Origin of the sequence: Prescottella subtropica (assembly GCF_005434945.1) — a bacterium.
Classification (GTDB): Bacteria; Actinomycetota; Actinomycetes; order Mycobacteriales; family Mycobacteriaceae; genus Prescottella; species Prescottella subtropica.
The window spans coordinates 359,466-376,507 of record NZ_SKCH01000001.1 but is presented as its reverse complement, the minus strand read 5'-3'; the positions used below and the strand labels follow the sequence as shown (position 1 = coordinate 376,507).

The 17,042-nt window shown below is 69.4% G+C and carries 16 protein-coding genes and 1 pseudogene; 8 read left to right on the top strand and 9 right to left on the bottom strand.

The window, feature by feature from the left end; translation table 11 throughout:
- Window positions 1–21: 21 nt before the first annotated feature.
- From E0497_RS21055 to E0497_RS01700, 5 genes and pseudogenes are all read right to left on the bottom strand, one after another.
- Entirely contained in the window at window positions 22–363 is a 342-nt protein-coding gene (locus tag E0497_RS21055; RefSeq protein WP_241665670.1) for an SDR family NAD(P)-dependent oxidoreductase, read from the bottom strand.
- 122 nt (window positions 364–485) lie between these two features.
- A pseudogene (locus tag E0497_RS21050) lies at window positions 486–605 on the bottom strand (SDR family NAD(P)-dependent oxidoreductase); the annotation flags it as partial.
- A complete protein-coding gene (locus tag E0497_RS01710; RefSeq protein WP_137723033.1) occupies window positions 598–1,641 on the bottom strand; it encodes a 2,3-butanediol dehydrogenase in 1,044 nt (347 codons plus the stop codon). The gene E0497_RS01710 and the pseudogene E0497_RS21050, both read right to left, overlap by 8 nt.
- On the bottom strand, window positions 1,638–2,399 hold the full coding sequence (gene fabG / locus E0497_RS01705) for a 3-oxoacyl-ACP reductase FabG (protein ID WP_137723032.1): 762 nt from the start codon (window positions 2,397–2,399) through the stop codon (window positions 1,638–1,640). The genes E0497_RS01710 and fabG overlap by 4 nt, the downstream gene beginning before the upstream one ends.
- Window positions 2,400–2,456: 57 nt before the next feature.
- On the bottom strand, window positions 2,457–2,906 hold the full coding sequence (locus E0497_RS01700; RefSeq protein ID WP_137723031.1) for a DUF8021 domain-containing protein: 450 nt from the start codon (window positions 2,904–2,906) through the stop codon (window positions 2,457–2,459).
- Between the two features lie 129 nt (window positions 2,907–3,035).
- Between E0497_RS01700 and E0497_RS01695 the strand changes: the two genes are divergently transcribed.
- Genes E0497_RS01695 through E0497_RS01685 form a run of 3 tightly spaced genes read left to right on the top strand, consistent with a single transcriptional unit; the run spans window position 3,036 to window position 5,484 of the window.
- A complete protein-coding gene (locus E0497_RS01695; RefSeq protein ID WP_137723030.1) occupies window positions 3,036–4,481 on the top strand; it encodes an aldehyde dehydrogenase family protein in 1,446 nt (481 codons plus the stop codon).
- A 9-nt stretch (window positions 4,482–4,490) separates the two neighbouring features.
- Entirely contained in the window at window positions 4,491–4,952 is a 462-nt protein-coding gene (locus tag E0497_RS01690) for a nuclear transport factor 2 family protein (protein WP_137723029.1), read from the top strand.
- Between the two features lie 4 nt (window positions 4,953–4,956).
- A complete protein-coding gene (locus E0497_RS01685) occupies window positions 4,957–5,484 on the top strand; it encodes a nuclear transport factor 2 family protein (protein WP_137723028.1) in 528 nt (175 codons plus the stop codon).
- On the opposite strand, the gene E0497_RS01680 is transcribed toward E0497_RS01685, so the two are convergent.
- Window positions 5,485–6,234 (bottom strand): enoyl-CoA hydratase-related protein, encoded by a 750-nt coding sequence (locus tag E0497_RS01680; RefSeq protein ID WP_137723027.1) that lies wholly within the window; start codon window positions 6,232–6,234, stop codon window positions 5,485–5,487.
- 145 nt (window positions 6,235–6,379) lie between these two features.
- Here E0497_RS01680 and E0497_RS01675 point away from each other — a divergent pair, with 145 nt between their 5' ends.
- On the top strand, window positions 6,380–6,991 hold the full coding sequence (locus E0497_RS01675) for a TetR/AcrR family transcriptional regulator (protein WP_137723026.1): 612 nt from the start codon (window positions 6,380–6,382) through the stop codon (window positions 6,989–6,991).
- A gap of 7 nt (window positions 6,992–6,998) precedes the next feature.
- Here the strand turns inward: E0497_RS01675 and fahA are convergent, their stop codons facing one another.
- From fahA to E0497_RS01660, 3 genes are read right to left on the bottom strand one after another with little or no spacing between them, the layout of a single operon-like run.
- Window positions 6,999–8,180 carry a fumarylacetoacetase gene (gene fahA / locus E0497_RS01670; protein ID WP_137723025.1) on the bottom strand — a complete coding sequence of 394 codons (1,182 nt, stop codon included), beginning with the start codon at window positions 8,178–8,180 and terminating at the stop codon, window positions 6,999–7,001.
- Entirely contained in the window at window positions 8,177–9,022 is an 846-nt protein-coding gene (locus E0497_RS01665) for a hypothetical protein (RefSeq protein ID WP_137723024.1), read from the bottom strand. Before E0497_RS01665 ends, fahA begins: the two co-directional genes overlap by 4 nt.
- Window positions 9,019–10,212 (bottom strand): homogentisate 1,2-dioxygenase, encoded by a 1,194-nt coding sequence (locus E0497_RS01660; RefSeq protein WP_137723023.1) that lies wholly within the window; start codon window positions 10,210–10,212, stop codon window positions 9,019–9,021. Before E0497_RS01660 ends, E0497_RS01665 begins: the two co-directional genes overlap by 4 nt.
- A 166-nt stretch (window positions 10,213–10,378) precedes the next feature.
- On the opposite strand from E0497_RS01660, the gene E0497_RS01655 reads away from it, so the two are divergent.
- The 4 genes from E0497_RS01655 (at window position 10,379) to E0497_RS01640 (ending at window position 17,017) form a co-directional block, all read left to right on the top strand.
- Complete coding sequence (locus tag E0497_RS01655) at window positions 10,379–12,307, top strand: acyl-CoA dehydrogenase family protein (protein ID WP_137723022.1); 1,929 nt, start codon at window positions 10,379–10,381, stop codon at window positions 12,305–12,307.
- Window positions 12,308–12,344: 37 nt separating this feature from the next.
- Window positions 12,345–13,883, top strand: coding sequence for a bifunctional 3'-5' exonuclease/DNA polymerase (locus E0497_RS01650; RefSeq protein ID WP_170312829.1), 1,539 nt, complete (start codon window positions 12,345–12,347; stop codon window positions 13,881–13,883).
- 96 nt (window positions 13,884–13,979) lie between these two features.
- Window positions 13,980–14,723: an SDR family NAD(P)-dependent oxidoreductase gene (locus E0497_RS01645; RefSeq protein ID WP_137723020.1), complete on the top strand. Its 744-nt coding sequence runs from the start codon at window positions 13,980–13,982 to the stop codon at window positions 14,721–14,723.
- Between the two features lie 101 nt (window positions 14,724–14,824).
- Window positions 14,825–17,017 (top strand): MMPL family transporter, encoded by a 2,193-nt coding sequence (locus tag E0497_RS01640; protein WP_137723019.1) that lies wholly within the window; start codon window positions 14,825–14,827, stop codon window positions 17,015–17,017.
- Window positions 17,018–17,042 lie beyond the last annotated feature (25 nt).

Below are 17,042 nucleotides of genomic sequence, written 5' to 3'. Positions count from 1 at the left end.
GCGAACACTGCTGCGGCGCACTCATCTACCGGAGAGTGCCGTCAGATCCGGATAGTTGGACAGTTCCCAGCCGCCGTCGACCGTGAGGCTCGCGCCGGTGATGTATCCGGCGTCGTCGCTCGCCAGGTACAGGCACGGTGCGGCGATCTCTGCCGGGGTCGCGGGACGCCCCATCGGGATGCGGTCGAGGAAGCCGTCCAGCAGTGGCTGCCGTCCGGTGACACCGGCGACCAATGGGGTGTCGACGAGGCCGGGCAGCACGGTGTTGACGCGAATCCGGTGCGCGGCCAGTTCGAGTGCCGCGTTCTTGCCGAACATTTCGACGCCCGCCTTGCCGGTGGCGTACGGGCTGCCGCCGGGCATCGGCACGTGCGCGTTGAGGGAGGCGACGTTGACGATCGCGCCGCCGCGAGCACGCCGGCGAACTGTGCCCCGAGATTTCCGGCCATGCGGTCGAGTCCGTCGCCCGTGATGTCGATACCGACGACCGACGCGCCCTCGTGGATCAGCCGGGTCGTGATTGCGGCTCCGATTCCCGACGCTGCACCCGTGACGACCGCGACACGCCCCGCGAACTGTGCACTGCCGCTGATGTTCTCACCCATGCGGCACCTCCACCAGGATCTTCGTCCGCGTGCCGTCGGATGCCTGCCGGACCCCGTCGACGATGTCGGCGAGCGGGATCCGCGACGTCCACCCGTCGAGTGGGTAGATGCCGGTGGCCATGCGGTCGATCACGGTGCGGAACTCGTTGCGTGTGTAGGTCAGGGACGACATGACGCGCATCTCCCCGAACATCATGGTGTACGGGTCCAGCGGGATCGGTTGCCGATAGGTGGCGAGCAGGACGACGACGCCCCGCGCCCGGACCGCCCGCAGTACGGTCGCCACGGCCACCGCGGCACCGGCGCATTCGAACACGGTGTCCGCACCCGATCCGTCGGTCCGGTCATGAACCGCGGCAACGGGATCCGTCGTGTTCGGGTCGATCACATCGAAGCCGAGGGCGGCGGCCACGACGCGCCGGGACTCCGACGTCTCGCTGAGCAGGATGCGGTCCACCCCACCGGCCCGCAGATTCAGTGCGGTCGCGATCCCGATGGGTCCGGCACCCACGATCAGCGCCGACTGTCCCGGTTCGATTCCCGACAGCGCGACCGCGTGCAGTGCGACGGCCAACGGTTCGACCAGCGCCCCCTGTTCGAGGGTCACCGTGTCCGGGAGGACGTGGACGGATCCCGCCGGGACGGCGGTGCGCTCGGCCAGTCCCCCACCGGGGGCGTTGATGCCGTGGAAGGCGGTGTGCGCGCAGAGGTGGTCGAGGCCGTCCCGGCAGCGCGGGCAGGTGCCGCACCGGTAGGTGGGCTGCACGACGACCCGGTCGCCGACGGTGATGCCGTCGACGTCCGGGCCGAGTTCGCGGACGGTACCGGAGAATTCGTGCCCGAGGATCTGAGGGCCGCACGCCCCGGTCAGCGGATGCGGCGCCCGGGCTGCGTCGAACGCGCCGATGATCCCGAGATCCGAGCCGCAGATCCCGTTGTAGGCCACGTCGATCAGGACGTGACCGGCCCGCAACTCGGGCTCCGGCACGTCCTCGACGCGCAGGTCGCCGACCCCGTGGAGGACGGCGGCTCTCACGCCTTCGGCCCGCCGGCCACGTAGATCACCTGGCCGGACACGTATCCGGCGCCCTCGCTGACGAGGAACGACGCGGTGTGGGCGATGTCGTCGGGCACCCCGACACGCCGGACCGGGGTGTCGGCCGCGATACCGGCCTTGAAGTCGTCGAACGACATCCCGAGTCGCTGTGCGGTGGCCTCGGTCATCTCGGTGGCGATGAATCCGGGTGCGATGGCGTTGGCGGTGACACCGAACGGGCCGAGTTCGAGTGCGAGCGTCTTCGTCAGCCCCTGCATGCCGGCCTTGGCGGCGGAATAGTTGGCCTGGCCGCGGTTGCCGAGCGCGGAGATGCTGGACAGGTTGACGATGCGTCCCCACTTCGCGTCGACCATGTGTTTCTGCACGGCGCGGGTGAGCAGGAACGCGCCGCGCAGGTGCACGTTCATGACGGCGTCCCAGTCGTCGACGCTCATCTTGAACAGCAGGTTGTCGCGGGTGATGCCGGCGTTGTTGACGACGACGGTGGGCGCACCGAGTTCGTCGGCGATCCGGTCGACGGCGGACGCGACCGCGACCTCGTCGGACACGTCGGCACCGACGGCGAACGCCTCGCCGCCGGCCTCACGGATCGCGGACACCGTGTCCGCACAGGATGATTCGTCGAGGTCGAGGACGGCGACGGCCAGGCCGTCGGAGGCGAGTCGCTCGGCTGTCGCCGCGCCGATACCCCGTGCCGCACCCGAGACCACTGCCACCCGTCGTGTCGCGTCTGTCATCGCCCGCTCCTTCCGTCACCGGTTGTCGTCGAGGGCCAAGTTACGCGGAAAAGTCGTTCAGGACAGGGAGACCGGGACGATGTCCGCGTGGATCCGGTGGATCGCGCCGTCCACGAGGTCGAACGTCTCGACGATCTCGACGGTCATCAGTCGCTGCCCGCCGATCCCGGAATCGAGCAGGTAGCGGGTGCGGACGGTGTCGCCGGTATCGGTCAGCGTCAGGTCCCGCACGCCCTGGACGACGCGGTACTGGATGCCGTGGTTCAGGTCGTTCGTCAGTTGCGGGCCGTCGAATCCGGTCTGCAGCCCGACCTCGACGCGGGTGGCACCGGGGGTGAAGCGTACGGCGCTCGCGTCGTGGCTGACGAGCGCGTCGATGTAGGCGCGGGCCATGGCCTGGTTCGGCGTGTCGGCCGGGTTCGGGGCGGCCGTGGCCACGGCGGGGGCGGTGACGGCGACGGCCGCTGCGGCGAGCACGGACAGGGCGGTGGTCGAGGTGATGCGCATGGCGCATCCTAACGAGAACACGTTCTCGTCGACGGATTTTCCGTGCATTCCCGGTCAACGAGACGAACCCCTGTTACCGCCGACACAGCTCGTTAACTTCGTGACATCGGCAACGACAGGAGTCACCCCATGAGCGAGACGGTCATCGTCACCACCCCGATCGCGGAACTGCCCCGGATCCTCGACACGCAGAAACGTGCCGCCGTCGAGCAGGGTCCGGCGTCGGCGGACGTGCGCCGTGACCGCCTGCAGCGGATGATCGATCTCCTGGTGCGCCACCACAAGCCGCTGACCGAGGCCATCGACACCGACTTCGGGGGCCGGCTCGCCGCGTACTCGATCATGAACGACATCCTGGGTTCGCTCACGTCGCTCAAGCACACCCGTGACGCGTTCGAGTCGTGGATGGCCGACGTGGAGCGGCCGGCGTTCGCGCCGTACGACCAGCTGGGCGCCCGGGCGTACGTCCAGTACCAGGCCAAGGGCTCGGTCGGCATCATCGGCACGTGGAACGCCCCTCTGTTCACGCTGCTCAGCCCGCTCGCGTGTGCGCTGGGCGCCGGCAACAGGGCGATCCTCAAGCCGTCGGAGATCGTGCCGCGGACCGCGCAGGTCCTCGCCGACGCCGTCGCCGAGGTCTTCGACCCGTCCGAGATCGCCGTCGTCACGGGCGGACCGGATCTCGCGGACACGTTCACGTCGCTGCCGTTCGATCATCTGGTGTTCACCGGCAGCACCGAGGTGGGCAAGCTGGTCATGGCCAACGCCGCCAAGAATCTCGTCCCGGTCACCCTCGAGCTGGGCGGCAAGTCGCCGACCGTCGTGGGCCGCAGCGCAGACCTCGACGCCGCCGCGAACAAGATCGCGATCGCGAAAGCGAGCAACGGCGGACAGCTGTGCGTCTCCCCCGACGTCGTCTACGTGCCGCGCGAGCACCTCGACACGTTCGTCGAGTCTCTCGAGAAGTCGTACGCGTCGCTGCTGCCGACCATCACCGACAACCCGGATGTGGTTGCGATCGTGAGCGATCGACACCTGGCCCGGGTCGAGGGCCTCGTCGCCGACGCCCGTGACCGCGGTGCACTGATCGTCGCGACCCCGGTCGACGAGTCCACCCGCGTCGACGGCGACCGCAAGCGTCCGCTGCGCCTGGTGGTCTCACCGCCCGAGGATTCGAAGATCATGCAGGAGGAGATCTTCGGTCCCGCCGTCATCCTGCTGCCGTACGACCAGACCGAGGACGTCATCGCCGATATCAACAGCCGGCCGAAACCGTTGGCTCTCTACTACTTCGGGACCGACCCGGTGGAACAGCACACGGTGCTCTCCCGCACCAGTTCCGGCGGTGTCACCGTCAACGACGTCATGATGCATCCCGGCATGACCGACGCCCCGTTCGGCGGTGTCGGCGCGTCCGGCATGGGGCACTACCACGGCCGGGAGGGCTTTCTCGAGTTCAGCCATACCCGCACGGTTTTCGAGGCACCCGGCCACGATCCGCGTGCCGAGTGGGGGACGCTGCCGCCGTACGGGGACGGTTTCCTCGAGGCCATGCAGGCCCAGGTCACCCCGTAGCCTCGGCCCATGACCCGCGAACCCGCCGATCGTCTCGCCCTGTCGGATCTCGTCGCGCAGTACGCGATCGCCGTCGACCGGCGCGACGCCGCAGTCCTGGCCGCCCTGTTCACCACCGACGCCCGCCTCGTGCAACCGCCCGCCCTGGTGCGTCGCGGCATGGACGCGGTCCTGTCGGGTGCGTCGGGGATCGCGTCGGGCATCCTCGGGGCCGTCGCGCACCTGCACTCGACGCGGCACGTCGTCGGACAGCAGCTCGTCGAGCTCGCCGGCGACACCGCGCGTGGCGAGGTGTACTGCGAAGCGCACCACGTGTATCCGTCCGGGGACGGGCATCACGACCATGTGGTCGCGCTCCGCTACCTCGACGAGTACCACCGGACGGACGGTTCGTGGCGGATCGACCGCCGCGAGTTGATCGTCGACTTCACCGAGAACCGCACCGTAGCCCTGCCGACGAACGGAAAGTGATCCGATGACCGAGACCTGCACCGATGCACTGACCCTGTCCCCCGTCGAACAGTTGCTGGCGATCGAGGAGATCAAGAAGGTGTTCGCGGCCCGGCTGCGGGTCATGGACACCAAACAGTGGGATCTGTACGGCACCTTCCACACCGAGGACGTGGTCAGCGAGACGTGGGGCGGACTGCCCGACGACAAGCAACCGCAGACGAACGGTACCGGCGGCCGCGTCGTGGGCCGGGAGGCGCTGACGAAGGCGATCAGCGGCATGCTCGGCAACTCCACCCACGTGACCACCGCGCACCACGCGCACACCCCGGAGATCACCCTCACCTCCGACACCACCGCCACCGGTATCTGGCCGATGGAGGACGAATTGTGGTGGACCAACGGCGATGTCGAGGAGCACCTCCACGGCTACGGGCACTACCACGAGGAGTATCGCCGGGTCGACGGCCGCTGGCTCATCAGCTACCGCACCCTCACCCGACTGCGGGAAGTCCACACGCCGAACTTCTTCGACTACATGAAAGCCCTCTAGTCACCGACCGCGCCACTGCGGTGTGCGCCGCTGCGCGAACGCCTCGAGTCCGGTACGGAAGTCCTCGGAGGCCAGGACGGTGCGCAGGGCGTCGGCGGTGACGTCCCAGCCGCGCTCGTCGTCGGCGGTGATCTGCGCGTCGAGGGCACGCAGGCTCTCCCGGACGGACACCGGTGCGGCCTCGCAGATCTCGCGGGCCATGACCAGTGCGGCATCCAGTGCGGCGCCGGGTGCGGCCACCTCGTTGACGACCCCGAGACCGTACGCGCGGTCGGCGGTCAGAGTGCGTCCGGTGATCAGCAGTTCGCGGGCCACGTTCAGCGGCAGGGCGCGCGGCGCCCGGAACAGTGCGCCGGACGTCGCCACCAGGCCCCGGCGCGTCTCCGGTAGCCCGAACGTGGCTGTGCCGGACGCGACGATCAGGTCGCAGGCCAACGCGATCTCGAAGCCGCCGCCGAGCGCGTACCCCTCGACCGCGGCGATCAGCGGGGTGGAGCGACGCCGACGGACGATGCCGTACTCGCCGCCGCGCGGCATCCGCAGGTCCGCGCGTTCCCGGATGTCGGTGCCGGCGGAGAACACTCGCGGGGTCCCGGTCACGATGCCCGCCCACAGGTCCGGGTCGTCGTCGAGGAGGTCGAACGCCTCCTCGAGCCCCTCGGCGGTGGCGCGGTCGATGGCGTTCCGCCGTTCCTCGCGTTCGATCCGTACCACGAGGATTCGTCCGTCCCGCTCGTATCGCACCGTCATGGCGTCGCCTCCACTGCTTCCTCAGGATGTCGTGTTTGCGAATATTACCGCCGGATCGCCGCCGTTCCGGGTAGTTTTACGATCCATATTCCAACCGGAACCTGCCGGTCGAGGATCGTCGGGGCAACAGACACGGGGGACGGGTATGACGGACGAGCGTGACACCGCCGCGCGCCGCGCTGAGCGCAAACAGCGCACCCGCGACCGCCTGCTCGACGCCGGTCGGCGCCTGTTCACCGAGCAGGGCTACGACACCACCACCATCGACGACATCGCGGCCGCCGCATACGTCTCCCGGGGCACCTTCTTCAACTACTTCGACGGCAAGGACGCCGTCCTCGCCGCACTGCACCAGGTGCACATGACGAAACTGCCCGGCATCGTCGACGACCTCCTCGCCCGCCCCCTCACCACCGCGCAGCGGATCACGTCCCTGTTCGACGACGTCGTCGATGCCGCCGTGACCCTCGAGAAGTACTTCCGGGCCACCACCCGCGAACTCGACCGGGACCTCGCGACCCCCGCGCTGAGTGCCGCCCGCACCGAACGGTTCATCGTCCAGTTCCAGCGCATCCTCGAAGCCGGACTCCCGGCAGGTGAAGTGCGGCAGGACTATCCGCTGCGGTTCCTCGCACAGATGGTGACCGCTGTCTACGTCACCACGATCCGGTACTGGCGGCAGGACACCGTGTTCGACATGCGCAGCGAGTTCGAGCGTGCCGCCGCCTTCGTCACCGAGGCGGTCGCGCCGCGCTGAACCGATATCACGGCAGGCCGATCGCGGGCCGGATGCGTCCGCGCACCTCACCGAAACCGATGCGCCCACCCGACAGGCCGGGCGACGTCGCGGTGATCACCACCTCGTCACCGTCCACGAGGAAGGTGCGGTGCGCTTCTCCTACTGCAACGGGATCCGTGCCACCCCAGGACAGTTCGACGAACGATCCCCACTGATCGCGTCGAGGGCCCGATATCGTTCCCGAGCCGAACAGGTCACCGGTCCTCGCCGACGCCCCGTTCGCCGTCAGGTGTGCGAGCATCTGCGCCGGCGACCAGTACATCTGCGCGTACGGCGGACGGGAGACGACGTGGCCGTTCCACCCGATCTCGAGGTCGACGTCCAGACCCCACGCCTCCTGCCCCCGCAGGTACGGCAGCGGCTCCGGGGCCTGCGCCGGGGTGTCGGTGCGGGCCGCGTCGAGCGCGGGCAACGGCACCACCCACGCCGAGATCGAGGTGCCGAAACTCTTGCCCAGGTGCGGCCCGAGCGGCACGTACTCCCATGCCTGGATGTCACGGGCCGACCAGTCGTTCAGCAGCACCACCCCGAAGCAGTGCTCGGCGAACGCATCCGGGGCGATCCGATGCCCCATCGGGGATCCGGCACCCACGACGAAGCCGAGTTCGGCCTCGATGTCGAGTCGCGTCGACGGCCCGAACGTCGGTGTCTGCTCGGACGGTGTCCGGCGTTGCCCGCACGGGCGGACGATGTCGGTGCCCGACACCACCACCGTGCCCGACCTGCCGTGGTAGCCGACCGGGAGATGCTTCCAGTTCGGTAGCAGTGCAGGCGAATCGGGTCGCAGTATCTTCCCGAGGTTGGTCGCATGGTGTTCCGATGCGTAGAAGTCGACGTAGTCGGCGACCGTGAACGGCAGGTGCAGGGTGACGGCGTCGACATCGTGCACGGCCTCGCCCGGAAGGTTGCCGGTGATCGCGTCGGAGATCCGCTCCCGCACGGTGATCCAGCGGTCCGGTCCCTGCGCCATGAACGCGTCGAGTGTCGGTCGGGCGAACACGTCGTCGCCGAGTATCCGGGTGAGATCGACGACGCGGTCCCCCACCCGGACACCCACCCGCGGTGCGGTTCCCGGTGTCGAGAACACCCCGTAGGGCAGGTTGTCCGGGCCGAACAGGGAACCGTCGGGGATCGCGATGCGGGTCATCCGCGGGCCTCCTCGCCGGTGACCGGCAGTCCCAGCACGGCCAGGTCTGCGAGCGGCTCGGTGATGCTGCACGTGCCGAAGGACCGGAAGGACGCCCGGATGCGGGCCACCGCTTCCGAGGTGAGCCGCGACAGGCCGCCCACCAGTCGCGCCCCGTCCCGGATCGCCAGCGCGGCGGCCACGTCGTCGACATCGGAACCGTCGGCTGCCAGGTGTGTCGCCCACAGCACGTCGAGGAACCCGTGCTGTTCGAATCTCGTTACGGGGTCGGTGTTCCGGACCGCACGATGCAGCCCGGCCGTCGCCTTGAACGGCACCTCGAGGGTGACGGCCGTGTGGATCGCGGTGGCGAGTTCGGCCTCGTCCGGGTACGCGGACGCCACGACGCCGCCCGTGCGGAATTTCGCGGCGTACCGTGTCCCGGACAGTGCCGCGAGCACGGACGGGCCGCGATCGCTGCGGGGAATCTCGAGGTAGATGTCGACCCCCGCGGTGTCGGCATCGTTGTCCTGCAATTCGTGCAGGACGTCGCCGAGTGCGATGGTCTCCGGGATCGCGACCTCGAGCGCGGCAAGCGTGATGCCGTCGAGGTCACGCACCCGTGCGAGGGTGTCCCGTACCGTACCGGCGGACACCGTGACACTCACGGTCAGCGGATCTACCTGCACGGCAGGAAGTTCCCCCAACCGCGGCGCCGGCACCACGAACGGGCCGACGAGATCGCGGTGAGCGCTGCGCCGGTGCGCGACATGCGCGGCGACCGCGGTACCGGGCGGCACGTTGCCCGGCGGGAACAGGGCCGCGTCGTCGAGCAGCCCGGCCAGCAGCGGCGGAACCGTCACGACCCCGGCCCCCGCCCCGACCACGTCCACGCGTATCCCCGGGCCTCGCAAGCACGTCCACCCTCACCGAGCTCGAGGGGTCGGAACGTGTCGACCATGACGGCGAGTTCGTCGAAGAAGTCGACCCCGATGCTGCGTTCGTAGGCGCCCGGCTGTGGGCCGTGCGTGAACCCGCCGGGATGCACCGACACCGAACCCGGGCCGATACCGGACCCCCTGCGGGCCTCGTAGTCGCCGCCGCAGTAGAACATGACCTCGTCGGAGTCCACGTTGGAGTGGTAGTACGGCACCGGGATCGACAGCGGGTGGTAGTCGACCTTGCGGGGCACGAAGTTGCAGACGACGAAACCTCGTCCGGCGAACACCTGATGCACCGGCGGCGGCTGGTGGATGCGTCCGGTGATCGGTTCGTAGTCCGCGATGTCGAACGTGTACGGGTACAGGCAGCCGTCCCAGCCGACCACGCCGAACGGGTGCTGCGCGTACACGGTGCGGGTACCGGAAATCGCCCCGCCGACGCGATGCTTCACCAGCACCGGGACGTCCGTGCCGTCGACGAGCAGTGGGGCGTCCGGTCCGTGCAAGTCACGCTCACAGTACGGCGCGTGCTCGAGGAACTGCCCGTACCGGGACAGGTAGCGGGCCGGCGGCGTGATGTGACTGTTGGCCTCGATTACATACGCGCGCAACGGTTCCGGTCCGACGGGTACCCATCGGTGGATGGTGGACATCGGGATCAGCACGTAGTTCCCGGCTCGCACGGACAGTGTCCCGAACACGGTGTCGACCGTCGCGGACCCGGATTCGACGTACACGAGTTCGTCGCCGATCGCGTTGCGGTACAACGGGGAGGTGGTGCCGGCCACGACGTAGGAGATCCGGACGTCGGTGTTGCCGAGGAGTAGGCGGCGGCCGGTGACGGCGTCGGCGCCCGTGCCGGCAAGGAACAGGTCGTGCGGTTTCAGATGCCGCGGGAGCAGTGGATGGTTGGGGACCGTCACACCGTCGCCGGGGTGCCACGCGGTGGCGTCGACGATCGACGACGGAATGTTCCGGTGGTACAACAGGGACGAGTCGGACGAGAAGCCGTCCTCGCCCATGAGTTCCTCGTAGCGGAGCCGACCGTCGGCGTCGCGGTGCTGCGTGTGGCGTTTCGGCGGCACGTCCCCGACCTGCCGGTAGAACGCCATGACCGACCTCCCACTCGTCTCGCCTCAGTCTAGGCCCGCCCCTCCCCACCCACCCCGCGTTTCGCGCACTTGTCGCGCCCGGATCCCGCCCGAAACGCGCGGCAAGTGCGCGAAACGCGGGAGAGGGGAATACTCACGGGTAGGTCTCTCTTCGAGGAGGCGGATCATGGCGTCACCGACTCATGTGACGGAAGAACAGGCCCGCGCGGTCGCCGAGGAGGCGCGGGAGAGCGGATGGGACAGACCCTCGTTCGCGAAGGAGTTGTTCCTCGGCCGGTTCCCGCTCGAGCTGGTGCATCCCTTCCCGCGGCCGGATGCCGACGAGACTGCGCGGACCGATGCGTTCGTCGCCGAACTCGATCGGTTCTGCCGCGGCCTGGACGGGGCGGTGATCGAGCGGGACGCCCGGATACCCGACGACTACGTGACGGGCCTGACGGAACTGGGCTGTTTCGGGTTGAAGGTGCCCACCGAGTACGGCGGTCTGGGTCTGTCGCAAGTGGCATACAACCGGGCGTTGGCGGTGGTGTCGGCGGTGCATCCGAGTCTCGGCGCGCTGCTGTCTGCGCACCAGTCGATCGGGGTGCCCGAGCCGTTGAAGCTGGCCGGCACCGAAGAACAGAAACGAAAGTTCCTGCCGCGCTGCGCGAACGGGGCTATTTCGGCGTTCCTGCTCACGGAACCGGATGTCGGCTCCGATCCGGCGCGGCTGGCGGCGACGGCCACCCCCACCGAGGACGGGGCCGCGTACCTGCTCGACGGCGTCAAGCTGTGGACCACCAACGGGGTGGTCGCCGAACTGCTGGTGGTGATGGCACGGGTACCGGACGTCCACCACGGCGGCGGCATCAGCGCGTTCGTCGTGGAGGCGGATTCGCCGGGCATCACCGTCGAACGCCGCAACGCGTTCATGGGGTTGCGCGGCATCGAGAACGGTGTCACCCGCCTGCACCGGGTGCGGGTGCCCGCGGAGAACCTGATCGGACGCGAGGGCGACGGCCTGAAGATCGCGCTGACCACGCTGAACGCGGGCCGGCTGGCGATTCCGGCGATGTGCACGGCGGCCGGCAAGTGGTCGTTGAAGATCGCCCGCGAGTGGTCGGCGGAGCGGGTGCAGTGGGGCCGGCCGGTCGGCGAGCACGGTGCGGTGGCGGCGAAGATCTCGTTCATCGCGGCCACCACGTTCGCGCTCGAGGCGGTGGTGGAGTTGGCGGGCCGGATGGCCGACGAGGACCGTAACGACATCCGTATCGAGGCGGCGCTCGCGAAGCTGTGGTCCAGCGAGATGGCGTGTCTGATCGCCGACGAACTCGTGCAGATCCGTGGCGGCCGCGGCTACGAGACCGCCGCGTCCCTCGCCGCGCGCGGGGAGCGGGCAGTACCGGTCGAACAGTTGGTTCGGGATCTGCGGATCAACCGGATCTTCGAGGGGTCGAGCGAGATCATGCGGCTGCTCATCGCCCGTGAGGCCGTCGACGCGCATCTGGCGGCGGCCGGGGATCTGGCCGACCCGAAGGCCGACCTGCAGCACAAGGCCAAGGCTGCGGTCGGCGCGAGCGGCTTCTACGCCAAGTGGCTGCCGCACCTGGTGTCCGGCAAGGGACAGCTGCCGGCGGCGTACGGCGACTTCGGCAGTCTGGCAACACATTTCCGGTTCATCGAACGCAACTCCCGCAAGCTGGCCCGGTCCACGTTCTACGGCATGACCCGCTGGCAGGCCGGCATGGAGAAACACCAGGCGTTCCTCGGACGCATCGTCGACATCGGTGCCGAACTGTTCGCGATGTCGGCGGCGTGTGTGCGCGCCGACATGGAGGCGAGCACCGACGACCACGACCGGGGTGCGTCCGCCGTGGACCTGGCCGACGCCTTCTGCCGGCAGTCCCGGCTGCGGATCGACCGGTTGTTCGCCGCCCTGTGGGACAACACCGACGACGTCGACCACGAGATCGCACGTGCCGCCCTCGCCGGCGACTACGCGTGGCTCGAGGCCGGGGTGATCGATCCCAGCGAGGGCACCGGGCCGTGGATCGCGTCGTGGGAGGCGGGTCCGTCGGCCGAGGAGAACGTGGCCCGGCGGTATCCGAAACCCTGATCGAGGGCTGTCGGTACCGCCCGGCACACTGGACGCCGTGAGAACGGTGCTGGTCCTCGACGGTGACGGTGCCACGCTGATCCGGACCGACGAGTCCGGTACCCCCGTGGCGCCGCCGCAGCGCACCACCGACGCCGCCGCCACGGTCCGGGACGCCGAGGCGGCCGAGCAGCCGCGCTGGGTGATCGAGGACGCAGCCCGGGTGTGCCCTCCGCTGCTCGCGGCGGGAGTGCGACTGCGGAAAACCCACGACCTGCGCCTCACCGGTGCCCTGCTCGACGCCCGCGCCGGACGCTTCGGCACCGCCGTCGACACCCCGGTCGACGACCGGCCGGGACTGTTCGACGCGGTCCCGTCCACCCCGCCGGAGGTCGTCGTGGACCGGCATGCCCGCCAGATCGCGGCGATCGGGGACGATCCGCGGCTGCGGCTGCTGGTGGCGGCCGAGTCGGCGGGCGGCCTCGCGGGTGCGGAGATGGGGCATGCCGGTCTGCCGTTCTCGGCGGCCGCACACCTCGACCTGCTCGAACGTTCGTTGGGTCCACGCACCCCCGATCACGTGCTGCCCACCCGGTTGCAGGCGGCGGCCGGCGAGGTGTCGGCGGCGTTCGGGCGGACGGTCAATCCGGCGTCGCACCCGGAGGTGGTGGCGGCATTCGCACGGGAGGGCATCGAGGTGACGTCGACCCGCAAGTACGTGCTCCGGGAGATCGACCATCCGGCGGTCGAGCCGCTGCTGCACTACCGGGATCTGGCGAAGCTGCATGCCGCGAACGGCTGGTCGTGGCTGGACGCGTGGGTGCGCGGCAACCGGTTCCGGCCGGTGTACGTGCCGGGTGGGGTGGTGTCGGGACGGTGGGCCAGCCGCGGTGGTGGCGCCCTGCAGATCCCGAAGACGTTGCGCACGAGTGTGATCGCCGATCCCGGGCACACGTTCGTCATCGCCGACGCCGGCCAGCTCGAGCCGCGGATCCTGGCGGCGATGTCGGCGGATCCGCGGATGACGGCGGCGGCCGGATCCGACGACCTGTACGCGCTCGTCGCGGCGGAGGCGTTCGGCGGCGACCGGGCGCAGGCGAAGGTCGCGATCCTCGGCGTCCTGTACGGCGCCACTGCCGGGGAGGCCCGGTCGCTGCTGGCGTTGCTGCGCAAGCGTTTTCCGGTGGCGGTGCAGTTCGTGGAGGATGCGGCCCGCGCCGGGGAACGCGGTGAGGTGGTGTACTCGTGGCTGGGGCGGGCGTGCCCGCCGCCGTCGGACGGATGGTGGTCGAGCGGGGATGCCCACGCCCGCGGCCGGTTCACCCGCAACTTCGTCGTGCAGGCGACGGCCGCCGAGTGGGCGCTGTGCCTGCTCGCGGATCTGCGTCGACGTCTCGGTGACTCGCCCGACGACGGCGAGTTGGTGTTCTTCCAGCACGACGAGGTGGTCGTCCACACGCGTCGCCCCGACGCCGCCGGCGCGCACGTCCTCGCGGCCGCGGACGCCGCAACAAGGCTGCTGTTCGGCAACACGACCGTCCGGTTCCCGATGGATGTCGGGGTTCGGGACTGCTATGCCGACCCCGAGTCCCTGTAACCGGGATCACACGACCCGGAGCTCACGAAAATCCGTATCGTCGGTTCCGAACGGAGGTCGTATTCACCACGACCACAACCACATCGGAGGACAAACATGAGGCTCGAGGGCAAAGTCGCGATCGTCACCGGCGGCGCGGGCGGTATCGGGCGCGGCATCGTCCGCGCGTTCACGAAGGAGGGCGCGAAGATCCTGGTCGTCGACATCAACGACGACGCCGGTGCCGCGCTCGAGGCCGAACTCGGCGACGCGGTCCGCTACCTGAACGCCGACATCTCGAAGCTGGAGAGCGCCGCGCGGATCCGCGACGCGGCCGTCGACGCGTTCGGGTCGGTGAGCGTGCTGGTCAACAACGCGCACGCGTCCCGGCAGGCGCCGCTGCTCGAGACCACGCAGGAGATGCTGGACCTGTCGTTCGGTACCGGCTTCTACCCGACGTTCTGGCTGATGCAGGCCTGCCACGAACAGTTGAAGGCGAACCAGGGCTCGGTCATCAACTTCGCCTCGGGCGCCGGCATCGAGGGCAAGGTGACGCAGACGTCGTACGCGGCCGCGAAGGAAGCGATCCGCGCGATCAGTCGAGTCGCCGCGAACGAGTGGGCGACGGACGGCATCAACGTCAACCTCATCTCGCCGCTCGCGCTCACCGAGGGCATCCAGGCGTACATCGAGGCGAACCCGGCGATGGAGGAGCGTCTCCTCTCGAGCACCCCGATGCACCGTCTCGGCGACCCGGAGTCCGACATCGGCCGGGTCGCAGTGTTCCTGGCCAGCGCCGACGCGTCGTACATGACCGGGCAGACCCTCATGGTCGACGGCGGCACCATCAAGCTGCGCTGACGCCGCACGCCCGGTCGGGCCGATCGCCCCACCCGACCGGGCGCCGCGTGCTGTACTGATCTGCGTTGGTACTCGGCCGCATTCGTCGACGAGGAGCCCCGATGGCACGTGTGGAATCGCCCCGGCGCCGGTGGCCCGTGTTCACGGTGGTGGCGGTCGCGATCGTCGTGTTCCTCCTCGGCGGTCTGGGAGGCGGGTTCCAGAGCAAGCTCGCCGAGGTGCAGAAGAACGACAATGCGTCGTTTCTGCCGCCGCAGGCGGAGTCGACGATCGTGACGAACGAGTCGGCGAAGTTCATGAAGGTCGAGACGGTACCGGGGGCGGTCGTCTTCCAACGGGCCGGTGGGTTGACGGACGCCGACCGGGCCGGGATCGAGCAGGCGCGCACCGCGATCTCGGCGGTCGACGGGGTGGATGCGAGTTCGGTGACGCCCACCCAGTTCTCGCCGGACGGCGCCGTCGCGTCGGTGTTCGTGCCGCTGATCGCGAAGCAGGACGGGACGGCGGTGACCGGGCCGGCGCTGGCCGCCGCCGAACAGCACGTCCTCGATGCGGCCCGCGGGGCTGTCGACACCGGGGTGGAGGTGCTGCCGGCCGGTCCGGGCGGGCTGCTGGTCGCGTTCATCGACGCGTTCGAGGGACTCGACAGCACCCTGCTGCTGGTGGCACTGCTCGTCGTGATCGTCATCCTGCTGGTGGTGTACCGCTCGCCGGTGCTGTGGGTGTTTCCGCTGTTCTCGGCGCTGCTGGCGCTGGGATTGTCGTCGATGGTGATCTATCTGCTCGCGAAGCAGGATCTGCTCACCCTCACCGGGCAGAGTCAGGGCATCCTGTTCGTCCTCGTGATCGGTGCGGGCACCGACTACGCGCTGCTGTTGATCGCCCGGTATCGGGAGGAACTGCACTTCCACGACAACAGGTTCGACGCCATGATCAAGGCGTGGCGGGAGTCGGTGCCGGCGATCACGGCGTCGGCGGTGACGGTGATCCTGGGTCTGCTGTGCCTGGGGTTCTCGCAGTTGAACTCCAACAAGAGCCTCGGGCCGGTCGCCGCGATCGGTATCGCGTGCACCTATGTGGTGATGATGACGTTCCTGCCGGTGGCCCTGTCGGTGGTGGGGCGGTGGGTGTTCTGGCCGCGTCGGCCGCGGGTCGACGGTGCGACGGATCTTGCCACGCACGGGATGTGGGGGCGGATCGCCGAGTTCGTCGGACGCCGCGACCGGCCCGCCTGGATCGGGGCGACGGTGCTGCTGGCCGTGTTGTTCGCGGTCGGGATCGGCAGCCTGCAGACCGACGGGCTGACCGCGACGGAGAACTTCACCAACACCCCCGACGCCGTCCGCGGGCAGGCCCTGTACGACGCCAACTTCGATCCGGGTGCCGGTGCACCGGCCGTCGTCACCACGAACGCGGCGGCGGTCGACGCGGTGATCGCCGCGGCGAGCGGTGTCGAGGGGGTGCGGCAGGGGCCGGGATCGGTGTGCGTGCAGACCGACTTCGAGAAGGTCAAGGCCCTGCTGCAGAAGTCCGGCGGCGTCCCACAGCAGCTTCCCCCCGGTTGTCCGCCCGCGATCCTGAACGTCGCCCCGATCGACGGGCGCACGGTCGTCACTGTGGCGCTTGCCGATTCGTACGATTCACCCGAGGCGCTGCAGACGGTGCAGCGACTGCGGGACACTCTGCACGAGGTGCCCGGCGCCTCCGCGCTCGTCGGGGGCAGTTCCGCCGCGACCCTGGACGTGCAGACGGCGTCGGTGCACGACCGGAATCTGATCATCCCGATCGTGCTGGTGGTGATCTTCGTGGTGCTGGCGATCCTGTTGCGGGCGCTGCTCACCCCGCTGATCCTCATCGGGACGGTCGTCCTGAGTTTCGCGGCGACCCTCGGCGTGTCCGGACTGTTCTTCACCCACGTGTTCCATTTCGCGGGCGCGGATCCGTCGTTCCCGCTGTTCGCGTTCGTGTTCCTGGTGGCGCTGGGCATCGACTACAACATCTTCCTGATGACGCGGGTCCGGGAGGAGACCCTCGAACACGGCACCCGGTCCGGTGTGCTGCGCGGTCTCGCCGTGACCGGTGGGGTGATCACGTCGGCGGGCATCGTGCTGGCCGGCACATTCGCGGTGCTCGGGGTGCTGCCGCTCGTCGTCCTCGCGCAGGTGGGGTTCGCGGTCGCGTTCGGTGTCCTCCTCGACACGATCATCGTCCGCAGTGTGCTCGTGCCCGCGCTGTCCCACGACATCGGCAAGACGATCTGGTGGCCGTCGGCACTGGCCCGCACGAAGGACTGAGCACACGGTCGGTTGACGGATCGCC